The following is a 15,365-nucleotide window of genomic DNA, read 5'->3' as shown; positions in this document are numbered from 1 at the left end:
TGGGTTTTGCGATCCTAAGAGTTTAGGCTTGTCAAATGTGTTAGTAACAATGAAATCTCTTGTTTAGTCAAGAAAACAACACTATCATTTTGAAATGTTGTACCTGTCGCAACTTTATAAATTACTTTAGTTCCTTCAGAGGTGAGCGCAACTGGTTTGAATTTTTGATGGCCCGATCTTAATATCGCATCAGATAGGTATAAAAGCTTTGCAGATATATACCCCCCTTCATCGGCAATAACTTCTAGTTGTTTTTTTAAAACCATTAAGATTAAATCATTTGATTTTTTATGCATTTTATTACTTAATAAAAAATAAAAAAAAGGGAGGCAACGCCTCCCTTAAAGTGGGGACTAACTACTACAAGGGAGATGATCCAAGATTTAGTCTGCTTAGCATGTTCGCAAGCATTACAATAATTATTGTCTTTTTCTCGCAAAAAAAAATCGGTGAACACTTAAATTTTCCTGGACTGTTCAGTGAATCGCCCTGACCTTCCCCCCGGCAGGTATACCAAACATAAGAAAGCTAAAGGAGCCTCTCGTGCGGAAGGCTCGATATACCAGAGCACAGATCATTGCCATCCTTAAGGAAGCCGAGGCCGGCTTCCCAGTAGCTTAGCTGTAGCGTAAGCACGGTATCTCCGATGCGACGTTCTACAACTAGCGCAGTAAGTTTGACGGCATGGAAGTGTCGGAGGCCAAGCGCTGAAGCAGCGAGGGAGGGACTGAACAAGTCCTCAGCCTTCCCATAAATCACATTCAACCCCAACCTGACTCAGGACGCCGCCATGCGACAGTAACTGACCTTCACCGATCTCGAATTCGCCACCAAGAAAAAACGCATCCACCGCGAAATCCTCCTGGCCAAGATGGATCAGGTCATGCCTTGGGCTCAGCTCGAAGCGGTCATCGCTCCGGTTTACCCCAAGCCCGGCAACGGTCACCGACCCTACCCGTTGTCCGCCATGCTGCGCGTCTACTGCCTACAGCAGTGGTACAGCCTGTCCGATCCCGCCATGGAGGAAAGCTTGTACGAGATCGCCTCCATACGCCAGTTCGCCAGCCTCTCCCTGGATGCCATCCCAAACGAAACTACCCTGCTGAACTTCCGCCATCTTACGGAGAAGCACCAGCTGACCCACGCCCTGTTTGCTGCCATCCATCAGCATCTCTGCGACAAAGGGCTGATGTTGAAGCAAGGTACCATCGTCGATGCCACTCTGATCCACGTGCCCAGCTGGACCAAGAATGCCCATGGCAAGCGCGATCCGGACATGCATCAAACCAGGAAGGGCAATCAGTGATACTTTGGCATGAAGACCCATATCGGCGTCGATGCCCAGTCCGGCCTGGTGCATCACGTGGCCGGCACCGCCCCCCATGTGGCGGATGTCACGGTGGTCCATCTGTTGCTGCACGACGAGGAGGTCGATGTGTTTGGCGACGCCGGCTTTACTGGCGTGCACAAGCGAGCCGAACACCAATTGTGAGCATTGCGCTGGTGGATCGCAATGAGGCCCGGCCAGCGCAAAGTGCTGACCGATTCTGCCGATGACCGGCAGATCCAGCTGGGAGAAACGGTCATAGCCAAGATTTGGGCCAAAGTGGAGCATCCGTTTCGGGTCATCAAGCAGCAGTTTGACTACCTGAAAACACGCTACCTCGGTTTGAAGAAGAACACCGCACAACTGATGACGCTGTTCGGGCTGGCGAACATCTGGTTGGCGCGAAAGGGCTTACTGGCGGGTGGCTGAAAGGGAGATGACCAGAGACGTCCGGTCATCCTCATGTCGGGCGGTCTGAAATCAGCGGATTTATAGCAGTTGAAGTACCTGCGAGAAATTGCATTTCTGTTCGCGCGGCCGCTTGTTCAGCCCTTCCCTAGAGGAAGAAAACGCCCAGCTGAAGCGCTTGGTAGCCAACCAGGCGCTCGAAATCGAGATGCTGAAAGAAGTGCTTGAAAAAACTAAGTAGGCCTGCTGCTCGGTGTGCAGCGGCCAAGCAGTTGATGGCTCGCCACCGGATCTCCGAGCGAGTCGATGGACTTCGCCGTCGATATCCTATGGAATGGCAGGCGGATTCGGACCCTGACAGTGATCGATACCTGGGACTGGGAAGCCGTCTGGATTGATGTGGATCATTCCCTAATCTGCTTGAAGTCCGGCTGAAAATTGAGGCTTGACGTCTCGATTACAACGCCGCCCGGCCACATAGTGCTCTACAAATGTTAATTTACACAAAATTCAGTACACGCTCCTCCTCCGACTTCACTGCCGCGGCATCGAAGTGGAGCGAGTCAAGTACGCCCCACCCCGTTACACACTATTCAAACCTTGCTCATCAGGTGCCACCCTTCACCGTAGGGGCACTCATACACACTAAGCAAGGTTCCTTGCTTTCGTTCCAGAATGAGAGCACGTAACTCGACAGCATCTTCTGAGGCGTAGGCCTGCTTCGAGCAGTCGTGGCAGTAATGTCCGGGTGTGTACCTATTAGCCGGGCACAAATGCCAGGATCCTCACCGGTCGCAATGGTAGGGAACCGCGCGGTTGCCATAGGTTTCGAGAGCATGAGCGCGCCATCTTCGGCCCATTGTCGATTTGGGTAGCCTAGACCAAATCGCCACATTTTTCGTAGTCACGGAAAAGTCAACTCAACCTCTCAAACCTGTCGTTCACCTCAGCGAGACCGAATGGCCGAAAAGGCCGATGAACAGACTCTAGGCTACGTCGAGCGTCAGCAGTGAACCTCTCAACTAGATGGCCACTACTAGTCGAAAGACTAAGTACTTTACACAAGCGATCTTTACTACGCCGTCTTCTCATGACGATTTTCCCCAGATAAATCATCAGCATGATGAACAATTTACTGATATATAGTTCCGGTTACCGTTCTGACTTCGCCTAACAGTACGTTACAGCGGATGCCTAAAATCGCTCGACGCTCTGAATTGAGCGCATCGTTCGGCCGCCGTTGAACTAAATGTTGAGGGCAGCATTTCAATTCACACCAGCCGCACTTTGAGCAGAAGATTTAGCGACTCCGTATGTCCGCAACAGGCCGGTCACCTGCTGTCGGTTCTGGCCTTCGAAGCCAATCCCGGGATCAATGCAAGACCCGCACGCTGAGGTGCTAAGCCTGATACTTGTCGCCGTCAATACTTAGAACCTTGGCCTCTGGCCCCTATCCAGTGCCAGCAGGTGAACTTTCAATCAGCTCGGCGCATCCTTTGGGTTGCCGAGCTTTTTCTCGCGGGGAAATCCATCGCCAACAAGAAAATGCCCCACGACCAAAAGATATTAGGTCATTGTCATAAAACTACAGCGAAAGCGAAAATATGTTTAGTCGCAGCTTATGGCGGCAAAAGTCGCAGCTTATGGTGGCAAAGTCGCAGCTTATGCTGTCACTCACAGGGCCATTGTCGTCAATCAACCCGTCTAAAGCTCAACCGCAAGCGCCTACGTGACCGCAGGCGGTGCAAAACTCGCAGCCATCCTTCTTGATCAAGGCGTGGTTGCCGCACTCCGGGCAGGGCTTGCCCGGCACCTGTTTCAAGGCGGCGCTGGCTTCCGGGCTGAACAGGTCGCTTTGCTCAGGCACCATCACTCCCATCTCTTCCAGCGGCACGCCCTCCTCGGTCAACACTCCCAGCATCGCGTAGCGATGGATGATCAGTTGCGCCAGATAGGCGACGGTGGACGGCCAGCTCTGCGACTTCTCCACGCCGGGGATGCGGGCGAAGAAATCGCCCTGCGGCTCGGCGTAGCTCAGCAGCTTCCGCAGCTTGAGGCCGATCCAGGCCGGGTCTATCACCCGCATGTCCAGGCTCAGCATCTTGCACAGGCCGTCCAGCTCTCGCGGGTAAGCGCCGGCCAGCCACATCGAATACGGTCGGCGCTGGCCGTTGGGCAGCACCAGTTCCTTGATGAAGAGCACAAAGTCGTCGCCGGTTTGCGGGTTGCTGACGTCCACCGACCAACTCATGGTGCCGTCGGTTCCGGATTTAGGCTCCTTGCGCGCGAACAGCGCGTCCATCACCGGCGTCGGCTCGTTTTGATCCGCCGGCAATGCCCCTAGTTGCTCGACGCGGTGGCGCACCACCTGGCCCAGGGCCGCCGAGGCCGAGGTGGCGTAGACGGTGCGCTCGCCCAGGTCGAACACATAGCGTTTGTCGCCGTTGGTGTGCGACAACGCATCCAGCTTGGCGGCCAGCCAGCCGTGATCGCGGCAACGCATGTCCATGGACAGGGTTTTGGCCACCGCGCCCAGCCCGCGTTGTTCCTCGGTGGCGTTGACCCAGCATTCAAACGGCGACACTCGGCCGTTCTCCACATGGCCCACCACCACGGCGAAGTCGCCGGCGTCCCCTTCCACCATGAACGTCCACGACGGGTTGCCTTCCTTCAGCTTGGGCCGGTTAGGCCACTTCAAGCTGGACAAGGCCGGCGTCGGCGCGGTGTTGAGCACCACGCGGCGGTCCGGATCGCCGTCGCCGCTTCCGGACAAGTCCTGCGGCGTGGCGGCGCTGGGCTTGGCCGGCTCCACCGACAACACCGAACCCAGCACGCTGTTGGGCCGGTAGGTGGTAATCCCTTTCAGTCCGGCGCGCCAAGCTTCCAGATACAGGCTTTCGAAATCGTCGAACGGATAATCGCCCGGCACGTTCACCGTCTTGGAGATGGCGGTGTCGATATAGGGCGCCACCGCCGCCACCATGCGCATATGGTCCAGCGCGCTCATTTCCAGCGCGGAGACGAAGTAGTCCGGCAGGGCGTTGGTGTCCCCGCCCTGCATCCGGTAGACGCGGTAGGCGTGGTCTTCCACCAGATATTCCTGCTGGCTGCCGTCGGCCATGCGCTTCTTGCGGGTATAGAACCAGGAGAACGGCGGCTCGATGCCGTTCGAGGCATTGTCGGCGAAGGCCAGCGAAATGGTGCCGGTGGGCGCGATGGACAAGAGGTGCGAGTTGCGAATGCCATGCTTGCGGATGCGCGCCTTGATCGCCTCCGGCAAACGGCTGGCGCAATGCGGAGCGGCCAGGTAGGCGTCGGCGTCGAACAGCGGAAAACCGCCTTTCTCGATGGCGAGATCCACGGAGGCGTCGTAGGCGGCGTCGCGCATCGCCTCGGAAATGCGGCTGGCGAAACGGCGGCCCTCCTCGCTGTCATAGCGTATCTTCAGCATGATCAGCGCGTCGCCCAGGCCGGTGAAGCCCAGGCCGACGCGGCGCTTGGCCTGGGCCTCGCGCTGCTGCTCCTCCAGCGGCCACACGGTCAGGTCCAGCACATTGTCCAGCATGCGCACCGACATGCGCACCACTTTCTCGAAGCTCTTGAAATCAAAGCTGGGCTTATCGCCAAACGGCTGGCGCACATGGCGGCACAAATTGATGGAGCCCAGGTCGCAGCAGCCGTAATCCGGCAGCGGCTGCTCGCCGCAGGGGTTGGTGGACTCAATCACCTCGCAATAGGACAGATTGTTGTCCTGGTTGATGCGGGTCATGAACAGCACGCCCGGCTCGGCGTGGTCATAGGTGGAAGCCATGATCTGCCGCCACAGTTCACGCGCCGGCACGGCGCGGTAGACCCACAGGCCGTCCTCGCGCTGGTAGCTGCCGGGGAAGGCGTCGGACGAGGGCTCCACCGCGTGGGTCAGTTCCCAGGCTGCGTCCGCTTCCACGGCGCGCATGAAGTCGTCGGACACGCCCACCGAGATGTTGAAATTGCGTAAATCGCCCTGGTCCTTGGCGTGGATGAATTCCTCCACGTCCGGGTGAGAAATATCCAGCACCCCCATCTGCGCGCCGCGACGCGCGCCGGCGGACTCCACCGTCTCGCAGCTGCGGTCGAACACCCGCATATAGGACACCGGGCCGGACGCGCGGCTGTTGGTGCCCTTGACCCGCGCGCCCTTGGGGCGGATGCGCGAGAAGTTGTAGCCGACGCCGCCGCCGCGGCGCATGGTTTCCGCGGCCTGCAGCAGTGCCTCGTAAATGCCCACCTTGCCGTTTTCGGTTTCGGACACCGAATCCCCCACCGGCTGCACAAAGCAATTGATCAAGGTGGCGCGCAAATCGGTGCCGGCGGCGGAATTGATGCGGCCGCCGGGAATAAAGCCGTTTTCCAGCGCTTGATAGAACAGCGGCTCGAAACGCGCCGGGTCGCTTTCCAGCGCCGCCAGCGCCTTGGCCACGCGCAGGCGCACTTCGCTCACGCTGTGTTCGCCGTTCTTGGCGTATTTTTCCAGCAATACCTCGCGGGAGATATCCTGCTCGGTCATGGCGGCGATGTTTTCCTGCTTCATGGTTCCCGGTTCCTCTTGAATTGCGGCTTGCGGCGGCCAGGGCGGCCCCCTTCCAGCATGCAATGGACCGTGTGAGCCGCAAAAGGTTTCGACACGTCCAATACGCAACATCTGGAAAAGAAAAACGGCGTATTACACTATATGTAGTTACGCCGTTCGTTGACACATATCAAGCGCTATTCCACCCCGCCGCCGTTTTTCCCTATTGTCATGGGCAAAAACACGACGCGCGGCCGTCGCCTCACGGCGTCTTCAGTTTCACCTCCAGCGGCACGCCGTCGCGGCCGGCGGAGACCTTGACCGGCTCGCCCAACTGGATGCGTTCCTGCAGGGCCGGGTCGGTCTTGATCATGGCCGCGCGCGCATTGGCGGCGCGTTGCTTGGCCAATTGCTGCAGGCTGGCGTCGGTGATGTTCTGCGCGGCGATCAACTCGTCCCGCAGCAGCTTGCCCAAGGCCGCTCCGGACGGTCCGCCCGGCTTCAGCGTGTGGCCCAGCAGCTTGAAACGGCCGATCTGCTTGCCGTACACCGATTTCACCGCGGACAGGATTTCGCCGTCCTGCATGTCCGGCTGCGGCAGCGGCTCGCCGGCGCCCAGCTGATGACCGGCGGCGGCGAAGATCGCCAGATCGGTTTGCGCGCGCGCCATCTCCTTGCGGTCCGCGTTGGCGTTGTAGCCGCCGCTGATCGACAGCATCAGCTTGGGCCGCTTCACCATCAGCCCGGCCACCTTGACCAGCTTCTCGCGCTCCGGCGGCGTCACATTGGCCTCGCCGGCCACGAAGCGGATATCGTCGAAGCCCTCGCCGCCCAGCAAGGCGCCCAATGCGCGGAACGGCGCGGTCACCACCTTGGTCACCACGTTGACGATGGCTTTCCAGATGATCTTGCCGTAGCTGAACTGCGGATCGTCCAGGCTGCCGGCCACCGGCAAGTCCAGATCGATGCGTTTATCGCTGTCCTCCAAAATAGCCACCGCCAGCCGCAACGGCAGCCGCGGGCCCTTGTACTCGCTGTCCGACAGCTCGTCGCCCAGTTGCAGGGAATCAATCACCACCCGGTTCTCGCCCTTGAGCTGGCGTTGCTCCAGCAGGTAGCGCAGATCCACCGACAAGCGGCCGTCCTTGACCTGCCAGCCGGCGAAGTTCATCGAATACGGGTTCAGCGTGCCCATGGAGATATTGCGGAAGGCCAGCGTGATGTCGGTGTTGTCGGTGGGCGCCAGCGGCGACAGCGCGCCGCGCACCTTGACGTCGCCAAACTGGTCCACGTCGCCGTCCAGCGTGATGTTGCCGCGCCGATTGGCGCGGGTGGACAGGTTCTGGATGGAGCCTCGCAGATTGTGCATATCGGTGGCGAAGTCCGGTTTCATGCCGTGGTCGGCGAACTGCACCCGGCCTCCCTGCACGTGAATGGACCTCACCTCCACCAACGGCAGCGGCCCCGGCTTAGCCTTGGGCGCGGCCGGCTTGGCGCCCCCTTGGCCGGCAAACAGCCGGGCCACGTTGAGCTCGCGTTTCTCGTCCAGCACTAGTCGCCCCGCCGGCGCTTGCAGCCGCACATCGTTAATCGCCACTTTCAGCGGCATGCCTTGGGCGCTGAGGCCGCGTACTTGCAGATCGCGCCAGCCCAGCAAGGGCAATTTCTCGCCCGGCTCGTATACCGCCAGCCGCGTCACGCCGGCTGAGCCGCCCACACGCCAGCCGCGCGCGCCAACATCCAGGTTCAAATCCGCCGACAGCGCGCCGCCGCCAAAGCGCAGCGGCGTGCCGCTCAAGGCGTAGGGCGCCAACGGCGCCAGCTGCACCCCGTCAGCGCGCAACTTGCCCTTGAGCGCCCCGGCGGAGGCGTCGATATCGGCCTTGGCCGCCAGCTTGCCGCCGTTGAGCTTGCCGGCCAAGTCCACCGCCAGCCGCTGGCCGTCGTCCACTTCCACCATGCCGCCCAGGCCGGACAAGGCCACGCTCACCGGCTTGGGCAGGCCGCGGTCGGTCCAGCTCAACTGGCTGTCGCGCAACTCCATTTCCGGATAAGAGAATTTCCAGGCCGGCGCCGCCTCGCTCTGAGCGCGCGTCGGCGCGGGGACCGGTTTGGCACGGCCAGCGGACTCGAACAAGCGGGCCAGATTGATCTGGCCGGCGCGGTCGCGCTCCACCTTGGCCTCAAGGCCGCTCAGCGTCAGCTTGCCCGGCTCGATGCGGCGGCCTTGTTGCAATAACTGGCTGGACGCCAGTTCCGCGCTGGCCATGCTCAAAACCGGTTCCGCGCCTTGCGCGCCCAGCTTAAGCTCGTCCAGCCGCGCCAGCATGCCCGTCAGCGCGAAGCCATGGTCCGGCGACAAGGCGAAGCGGCCGGACAACAGCGGCAGCTTGGCCTCCAGCGCCAGCGGCTGGCGGAAACCCTGATCGGCGTAACTCACGCGCCAGTTGCGCAGCTTGATCGCCTCGATGTTCACCAACCACGGCAGCGGCGCTTCCGCCGGCTGAGGCTTGGCGACGGCCGGCGCGGCCGGAATCGCCTTTTGCCAATCCACCGTTCCGTCGCGGTCGCGCCCGGCCATCGCCAGGCCCTGGTCCAGCTCGATGGACTGCACTTTCAACATTGAACGCGCCAAGTCCAGCGCGCCGCCTTCGACGCGGACTTCCGGGATCGTCAGTTCGCTGCGGCCGCCCGGCGCTTTCAACGCGAAGCGCAGCAGGCTGGCGCGGAACGGCGACACCGTCAACTCCGGCGTTTTGCCGGACATTTCAAAATGGTAGCGCGCCGACACGGACAAACGGCCTTCCGGCGCGGCGGTGTTGAAATGTGGCTGCACATAAGGCCAGATCGAGGCCAGCGGCAGCTCCGCCATCTGCGCCTCGCCGTCGGACTTCAGCGGTTGCAGATTGATGCTGCCCTTCCAGTTGAAACGGGTGCCGTCGGTCAAGGCCGCCTGCATCGTGTAGCTGCCGTTTTCCGGCAGCGTGGATAGGTCCACCAGCGACAGATTGAGCGGCACCATGGTGAAGCGCTCGTCGCCGCCCAGCCGGTCCGACAACTGCGCCTGGCCGTTGCGGATGTTCAAGGCCTTGATCAACAGCCGCGGCAGCTTGTCCGATCCGCCTTCGGGCTTGGCCGGCCCGGCGGCGTCGGCGACGAAATGGGCCCAGTTCCACTGACCGGCACGGTTGCGCGCCAAGGCCAGCCTCGGTTCGTCCAAGGAAAACTCCTGAGCCTGCCAGCGGCCGATCAGTAGCATGGACGGGTCCAGGTTCAGATACGCCCGCTTCACCGCGAACAGCGGCCGGCCGTCGCCCTCGCTCAGTTTGAGATCCCTTATCTCCAGCGACATCTCCCAAGGCGTGATCTTCACCTCGCCCATGCTCAGCGTGCGGCCTATGCCCTGCGCCCATTTGGAGGCCGCGTCGCTGATCATGCCCGGCGCCAGCCAGCCCAGGAACCCCCAGAACAAGGCCAACAACACAATGGGGACCGCCGCCCAGCGCAGCCAGCGGCGGCGCGGTTTCGGCGATGGCGAGTTGGAATCTGAAGCGGGTCTTATCTGTTCGGTATCGTTTTCCATATCGTCTAATTCTAATACTCATAAAGAGGTCTTAACAGTCCCCGTGGCAGATTTCCCTGTTGCCGCAAACCAACAGCTGGCCAACATTCAGTCAATAATCATTGCGAATGTCCACACGCCGGTACTAGCATGCATTCGTTCAAAATATTGAACATTTCGAACCAAGAACGATCAATCCCATTCAAAACGGCATTGGCCGTTTTATCAAATCAGAGAGGAGCACCCGGATTGCCGATCCATCAATGGGCCCGATTCCAGCCCCGTCCCGCCTGCCCGCGCAGCCCCGGCTGCCGCACACTGGACCGTAGATTATTTTTAGTACAAGCGCAGCGGCCGCATACCTTGCGGCACAACGCCCAGCGCGACAGCAGCTCGGGCGCGCACACATGACAACAGAGGGTTTATGAATAACGCAGAACAAATCAACAAATGGTTGGACGACAATCGCATCACCGAAGTGGAATGCCTGATCCCGGACATGACCGGGCTCGCCCGCGGCAAAATCGTGCCGCGCCATAAATACAATCCGGCCGAAGGCCTGCGCCTGCCGGAAGCCGTGCTCTCCATGACCGTGACCGGGGATTACCCGGACCAGGACTTCACCTCCATCGCCGATCCCGACATGCGGCTGATCCCGGACGCCAGCACCCTGCGCCCAGTGCCGTGGAACCTGGAGCCCACCGCTCAGATCATCCACGATTGTGCCTTTTTCGACGGCCGCCCGGTGGACCTGGCGCCGCGCAACGTGCTCAAGCGCATCCTCAAACTGTACGAAGACGAAGGCCTCAAAGCCGTGGTGGCGCCGGAAATGGAGTTCTACCTAGTGGAAATCCAGCCGGACGAAGACATCCCGCTGCGCCCGCCGGTAGGCCGCACCAAACGCACCGAAGCGGGCATGCAGAGCTTCTCCATCGACGCCGTCAACGAATACGACGGCATCTTCGACGTGATGTACGACTGGTGCGAGGCTCAGGGGCTGGCACTAGACACCCTGATCCACGAAATGGGCACCGCCCAGATGGAAATCAATCTGGACCACGGCGACCCGCTGGCGCTGGCGGACCAGGTCTTCCTGTTCAAACGCACCGTGCGCGAAGTGGCGATCCGCAACAATATGTACGCCACCTTCATGGCCAAGCCGATGCAGGGCCAGCCCGGCAGCGCCATGCACCTGCACCAGAGCGTGGTGGACAAGGACAGCGGCAAAAACATCTTCAGCCTGAAGGACGGCCAGCCCTCGCAGAAATTCTTCCATTTCATCGGCGGTCTGCAAAACTATCTGCCGCCGGCCATGCCCTTCTTCGCGCCCTATGTGAACTCCTACCGCCGGCTGAGCCGCTACACCTCGGCGCCGATCAACCTGTCCTGGGGCTACGACAACCGCACCTGCGGTCTGCGCGTGCCGCACTCGGACCCTCAGGCGCGGCGGGTGGAAAACCGCCTGGCCGGCGTCGACGTCAACCCCTATCTGGCCATCGCCGCCAGCCTGGCTTGCGGTTACCTGGGCATGAAACAGGGCTTGATGCCGTCCGAACCGCTGACCGGCAGCGCCTACGAGCAGCCTCACCAACTTCCGCGCCACCTGGACGACGCCATCGACATGCTGCTCAAGTGCGAACCGCTAACCAACCTGTTCGGCGAACACTTCATCCGCACTTACAGCGCCATCAAGGAAGCCGAGTACCGGGAGTACTTTGACGTGATCAGCCCGTGGGAGCGTCGCTTCCTGCTGCTGCACGTTTGATCGGCGCTTAGCGCGTTTCTTAGAGCCCGTTCTAAAGTCTCGCGAGCAAGAGCGAGACAAGGCGAAAACCGCTGAGAAAGCGGAATGGTCAAGTGGTACATGAGCATTTCGAAGCGGCACTCACCGTGTCACGCCTCACAAAGCGCAGCAGATGATGAACAGACTCTTAGGCGCAGAACGCTCGCCGCCGGCCTCTCTTCCAGGCTGGCGGCTTTTCCGCCCCGGCGTCATCAAACTGTGCATTGACAATCCCCGCCCCAGAATATTCAATATGGCTAACCTAGGCCGATAGAGCATTCCATGCACCCAAGCCACCAGCCAGACCCCGTCCGCCCAGCGCCTCGCGCCGGGCTGAGCCTGAGCGAAACCCTGCGCCAGGTGCAACGCGACACCTCCCCAGACAACGACCACGACTACTGCCGCGCCTTGCACGACTTCGTGCGCGGCCATGTGCGCTTCGGCTTCACCAGCCAGTTTGAAACCGTCACGCCGGAGCGCACGCTGGCCTTGGGACGCGGCCATTGCAACGCCCAGGGCGACCTGCTGCGCGCGCTGCTGACCACTGCCGGCATCCCGGCGCGGCTGCGCTTCGTGCGGCTGGACAAACGCATCCTCCGCCACGCCGTGCCCGCCCCGGTCTACCTGTGCCTGCCGGAACACCTGTTCCACGGCCTGATGCAAGCGCGGCTGGACGGCCGCTGGCTGCACAGCGACAGCTATCTGTTCGATCCCGATGGCTTCGAGCGTCAATACGCGCGCCTGCTCGCCTCCGGCCTGCCGCGCGGCTATGGACTGCGCCTGGGCGCGGACTGCCGCTGGAACGCGAACGCCGACAGCTTCTCCCAAGCCAGCGCCGACGACCTCCACGACGACGACCCGGTCTACGACAGCCTGGCCATCGCGCTACAGGAAGAAGCCGGCAACAACACCTTGCTGGGCCTGCATTTCAACCAATGGCTGAAACTGGCGCCCCCGCCACTGCGCCGCCGCGGCGAACGCTATCTGAACAGCCGGCTGTACCCCGCCGGGTAAGCCGGCCGGCGCGGCCGCTATGACGACACGCCGCCCGCGGCCTCCGGCTTGCTAGCCCAAGTGGCGATGAAGGCCGGCAGATAGCCATCGATGACGAAGCGCGGCGTCGGCTGCATCTCCTCGTGGAAACCCGCCAACAAAAAGCCGGACTCCAACTGGCCGCCTATCTGCTCGGCCAGACTATGGCCGAACACCAGCGCCTCGCCGCCGGCCCGTTTGGCGGCCAACGCCGCCGGCTCCAGATCGCGCAGATCGGAATACGGCGCTGGGTAGCGCGGCCGAATCAGGCCCTGACGCGCATACGCCGGGTCGCGGTCGCCGATAAAGGCCGCCGGATTGAAAAAACTACTGAGCAAGCGCCCGCCCGGGCGCAACACCCTGAAGCACTCGCGCCACACCGGACGCACGTCCGGCACGTAGAGATTGGAAATCGGGTGGAACACGCAGTCGAAGCCGGCGTCGGCGAAGCGCGACAAATCGCGCATATCGCCCTGCTCCGTCGTCAGCGTCAGCCCTTCGCGCCGCGCCACCAACCGATCGCGCTCCAGTTGCTGCTCGGAGGCGTCGAACACTGTGACCACCGCCCCTGCCGCCGCCAATAGCGGACCCTGCTGACCGCCGCCGCTGGCCAGGCACAGAATACGCCAGCCGGCCACCTGATCCAGCCAGCCGGCTGGCAGCGGTCCCGGCGTCAGCCGCGCCTGATGATCGCCGGCGCGCGCGGTGGCGATGGCGGCGGCGTCCACTGGTTGCGACCACGGGCCGGCCTGCTCGGCCTGGCGGTCCCAGGCGGCCTGGTTATGCGAAAAGATATCAAGGGAAGCGTGTACCGACATGGGGAGTCCTGTTCTGTTCAGAGAATGGGAAACACCCAGCCAAGGCCGCGTCCATAGAGACATGGACGGCTCCCATCAGGGAGCGAAGACGAAGCATGACAACGAAAGAAACGGCAATGCGGCAAACGGCCCAGGCTGGGCAAACGAGTGACGGGCATTACAGTTTCATTTCGGCGCGCTCCTATCGGGAAAGGGCAAGACTCGCGTCCGCGCAAACGGACGGGCGCCGACATGGCCGGCGCGGTCGCCATTTTACGCCAGATCAAATTTAAATGACATAGCAATTCTGCAAACAAGGCCATTCAAGCTTTGCGCTCCCCCACTCCTCGGAGACATGATGAAAGCTTGCCTGGCACTGTGCGCCGCGCTGCTGGCCACCCCCGCCCTCGCCGCCTATCCCGACGACCTCAGGCTGACCACCTGGAACGCCATGTTGCTGCCACAGTCGCTCTATCCCAACTACGGCCAGGAACAACGCGCACGCCTGATCGCCGCCGCGCCCATCCTGCGGCAGCAGGACGTGGCGGTGTTTCAGGAGCTTCAGGACAACAGCAGTTCCGAGGCGCTACTGCAAGGCCTGAAAGCGCGATTCCCGCACCAAACCCCGGTGATAGGCCGCAGCCAAAACGGCTGGGACGGCACCGAGGGCTGGGACGGAGCCAGGCCGGAAGACGGCGGCGTCGCCATCGTCAGCCGCTGGCCCATCGTGGAAAAGCGGCAGTATTTGTTCCGCAACGCCGGCTGCAGCTGGGATCAATACGCGCTCAAGGGCTTCGCCTACGCCAAGCTGCAAGTGGGCGGCCAGTACTATCACGTACTGGGCACTCATCTTCAATCGGAGGACAGCGGCTGCAAAGACCACGCCGCCGTGCGCCAGGCCCAGCTACGCGAAATCGCCGATTGGCTACGCGCGCGGCGGCTGCCCAAGGACGAAATGGTGTTGATAGCCGGCGACATGAACGTGGACCGCCGCAAGCCGGCGGAATACCGCGCGATGCTGGACATCCTGCAGGCCAATGAACCCCGCTACGCCGGCGTCGCAGACAGCTTCGACACTGCCCGCAACGGCTTGGCGCTGGAACGCTATGGCGCGCGCGGCGGCGACGCACCGGAATACCTGGACTACATCCTGACGCTGAAAGCCCACCGCCAGCCGGCGGCCTGGCACAATCTGGCGCTGGACGCGCCGTCGCCGCAGTGGACGGTGCAATCCGTCGGCAAGCACACCTATGCCTATACCGACTACAGCGACCACTACCCGGTGCAAGCCTTTGCCTGGGCGGACGCCGCCACCCCCACGCAATCCTATACCGACCAGGCCGGCAGCTACCGCCAAGTGAGCTTGCAAAATCTGGGCAACGGCCAATGGCTGCAAAGCGCCGCCGCCAACGACGGCTGGCTGAAGACCAGCCCCGGCAATGGCCCCGCAGCGCGCTTCAACCTGTCCAACAACTTCGCCATGCGCGACAACGGCTGCCTGCGCTCCGGCGACTACCTGCGGGTGGAACGGGCGGACCGCCCCGGCTGGTTCTGGACCTGGTGGGGCGGCCTGGACGCCAATCAATACGCCTATTACACCAAGCAAGGCCCGCTCAACGCCTCCTCGGAGCTGCGCTTGCAGATCCAGGATCGGCCGGACGGCTGCCTGCGGGACGGCGATATTGTCAGCTTCAAGGACTGGGCAAGGCAGAACGACTACTATCTGACCGCCTGGAACGGCGGCGCCCACGATGGACAACTGTATTTATGGCAGCCCAATATCGGCCCGCGCGAACGCTTCCGCGTCAGCATCACGCGCCAGCCGCAGCGGCAGGATTGGAAGGCGCAGCTGCTTTATAAAAACAGCAAGCGCTGATGAGAACCACGGATAGCGGGCGGCTCGCGCC

The 15,365-nt window shown here is 61.6% G+C and carries 7 protein-coding genes and 1 pseudogene; 4 read left to right on the top strand and 4 right to left on the bottom strand.

Annotated features, from left to right (window positions below):
• Nucleotides 1–14 precede the first annotated feature (14 nt).
• Complete coding sequence (locus DXT74_RS12145; protein WP_194426066.1) at nt 15–296, bottom strand: hypothetical protein; 282 nt, start codon at nt 294–296, stop codon at nt 15–17.
• A 506-nt stretch (nt 297–802) separates the two neighbouring features.
• On the opposite strand from DXT74_RS12145, the pseudogene DXT74_RS12140 reads away from it, so the two are divergent.
• Nucleotides 803–1,756, top strand: a pseudogene (locus tag DXT74_RS12140) (IS5 family transposase).
• 1,690 nt (nt 1,757–3,446) lie between these two features.
• On the opposite strand, the gene DXT74_RS12135 reads toward DXT74_RS12140, so the two are convergent.
• Both DXT74_RS12135 and DXT74_RS12130 read right to left on the bottom strand, forming a co-directional pair.
• Nucleotides 3,447–6,305: an adenosylcobalamin-dependent ribonucleoside-diphosphate reductase gene (locus DXT74_RS12135; protein ID WP_043638973.1), complete on the bottom strand. Its 2,859-nt coding sequence runs from the start codon at nt 6,303–6,305 to the stop codon at nt 3,447–3,449.
• Nucleotides 6,306–6,546: 241 nt separating this feature from the next.
• Entirely contained in the window at nt 6,547–9,867 is a 3,321-nt protein-coding gene (locus DXT74_RS12130; RefSeq protein WP_194426065.1) for a DUF748 domain-containing protein, read from the bottom strand.
• Between the two features lie 403 nt (nt 9,868–10,270).
• Here DXT74_RS12130 and DXT74_RS12125 point away from each other — a divergent pair, with 403 nt between their 5' ends.
• Both DXT74_RS12125 and DXT74_RS12120 read left to right on the top strand, forming a co-directional pair.
• The gene (locus DXT74_RS12125; RefSeq protein ID WP_019103796.1) at nt 10,271–11,611 is read left to right on the top strand and encodes a glutamine synthetase family protein; all 1,341 of its coding nucleotides are present in this window, start codon (nt 10,271–10,273) and stop codon (nt 11,609–11,611) included.
• A gap of 300 nt (nt 11,612–11,911) precedes the next feature.
• On the top strand, nt 11,912–12,643 hold the full coding sequence (locus tag DXT74_RS12120; protein ID WP_194426064.1) for a transglutaminase-like domain-containing protein: 732 nt from the start codon (nt 11,912–11,914) through the stop codon (nt 12,641–12,643).
• Nucleotides 12,644–12,660: 17 nt separating this feature from the next.
• Here DXT74_RS12120 and DXT74_RS12115 read toward each other — a convergent pair whose 3' ends face one another.
• The gene (locus DXT74_RS12115; RefSeq protein WP_194426063.1) at nt 12,661–13,479 is read right to left on the bottom strand and encodes a class I SAM-dependent methyltransferase; all 819 of its coding nucleotides are present in this window, start codon (nt 13,477–13,479) and stop codon (nt 12,661–12,663) included.
• 334 nt (nt 13,480–13,813) lie between these two features.
• On the opposite strand from DXT74_RS12115, the gene sph reads away from it, so the two are divergent.
• The gene (sph, locus tag DXT74_RS12110; RefSeq protein WP_194426062.1) at nt 13,814–15,334 is read left to right on the top strand and encodes a sphingomyelin phosphodiesterase; all 1,521 of its coding nucleotides are present in this window, start codon (nt 13,814–13,816) and stop codon (nt 15,332–15,334) included.
• Nucleotides 15,335–15,365: the final 31 nt, after the last annotated feature.

Source organism: Chromobacterium sp. Rain0013 (genome assembly GCF_015291765.1).
In the GTDB taxonomy this organism is placed as follows: Bacteria; Pseudomonadota; Gammaproteobacteria; order Burkholderiales; family Chromobacteriaceae; genus Chromobacterium; species Chromobacterium haemolyticum.
The sequence above is the reverse complement of the archived record's forward strand: the minus strand, read 5'-3'. Positions and strand labels throughout refer to the sequence as shown.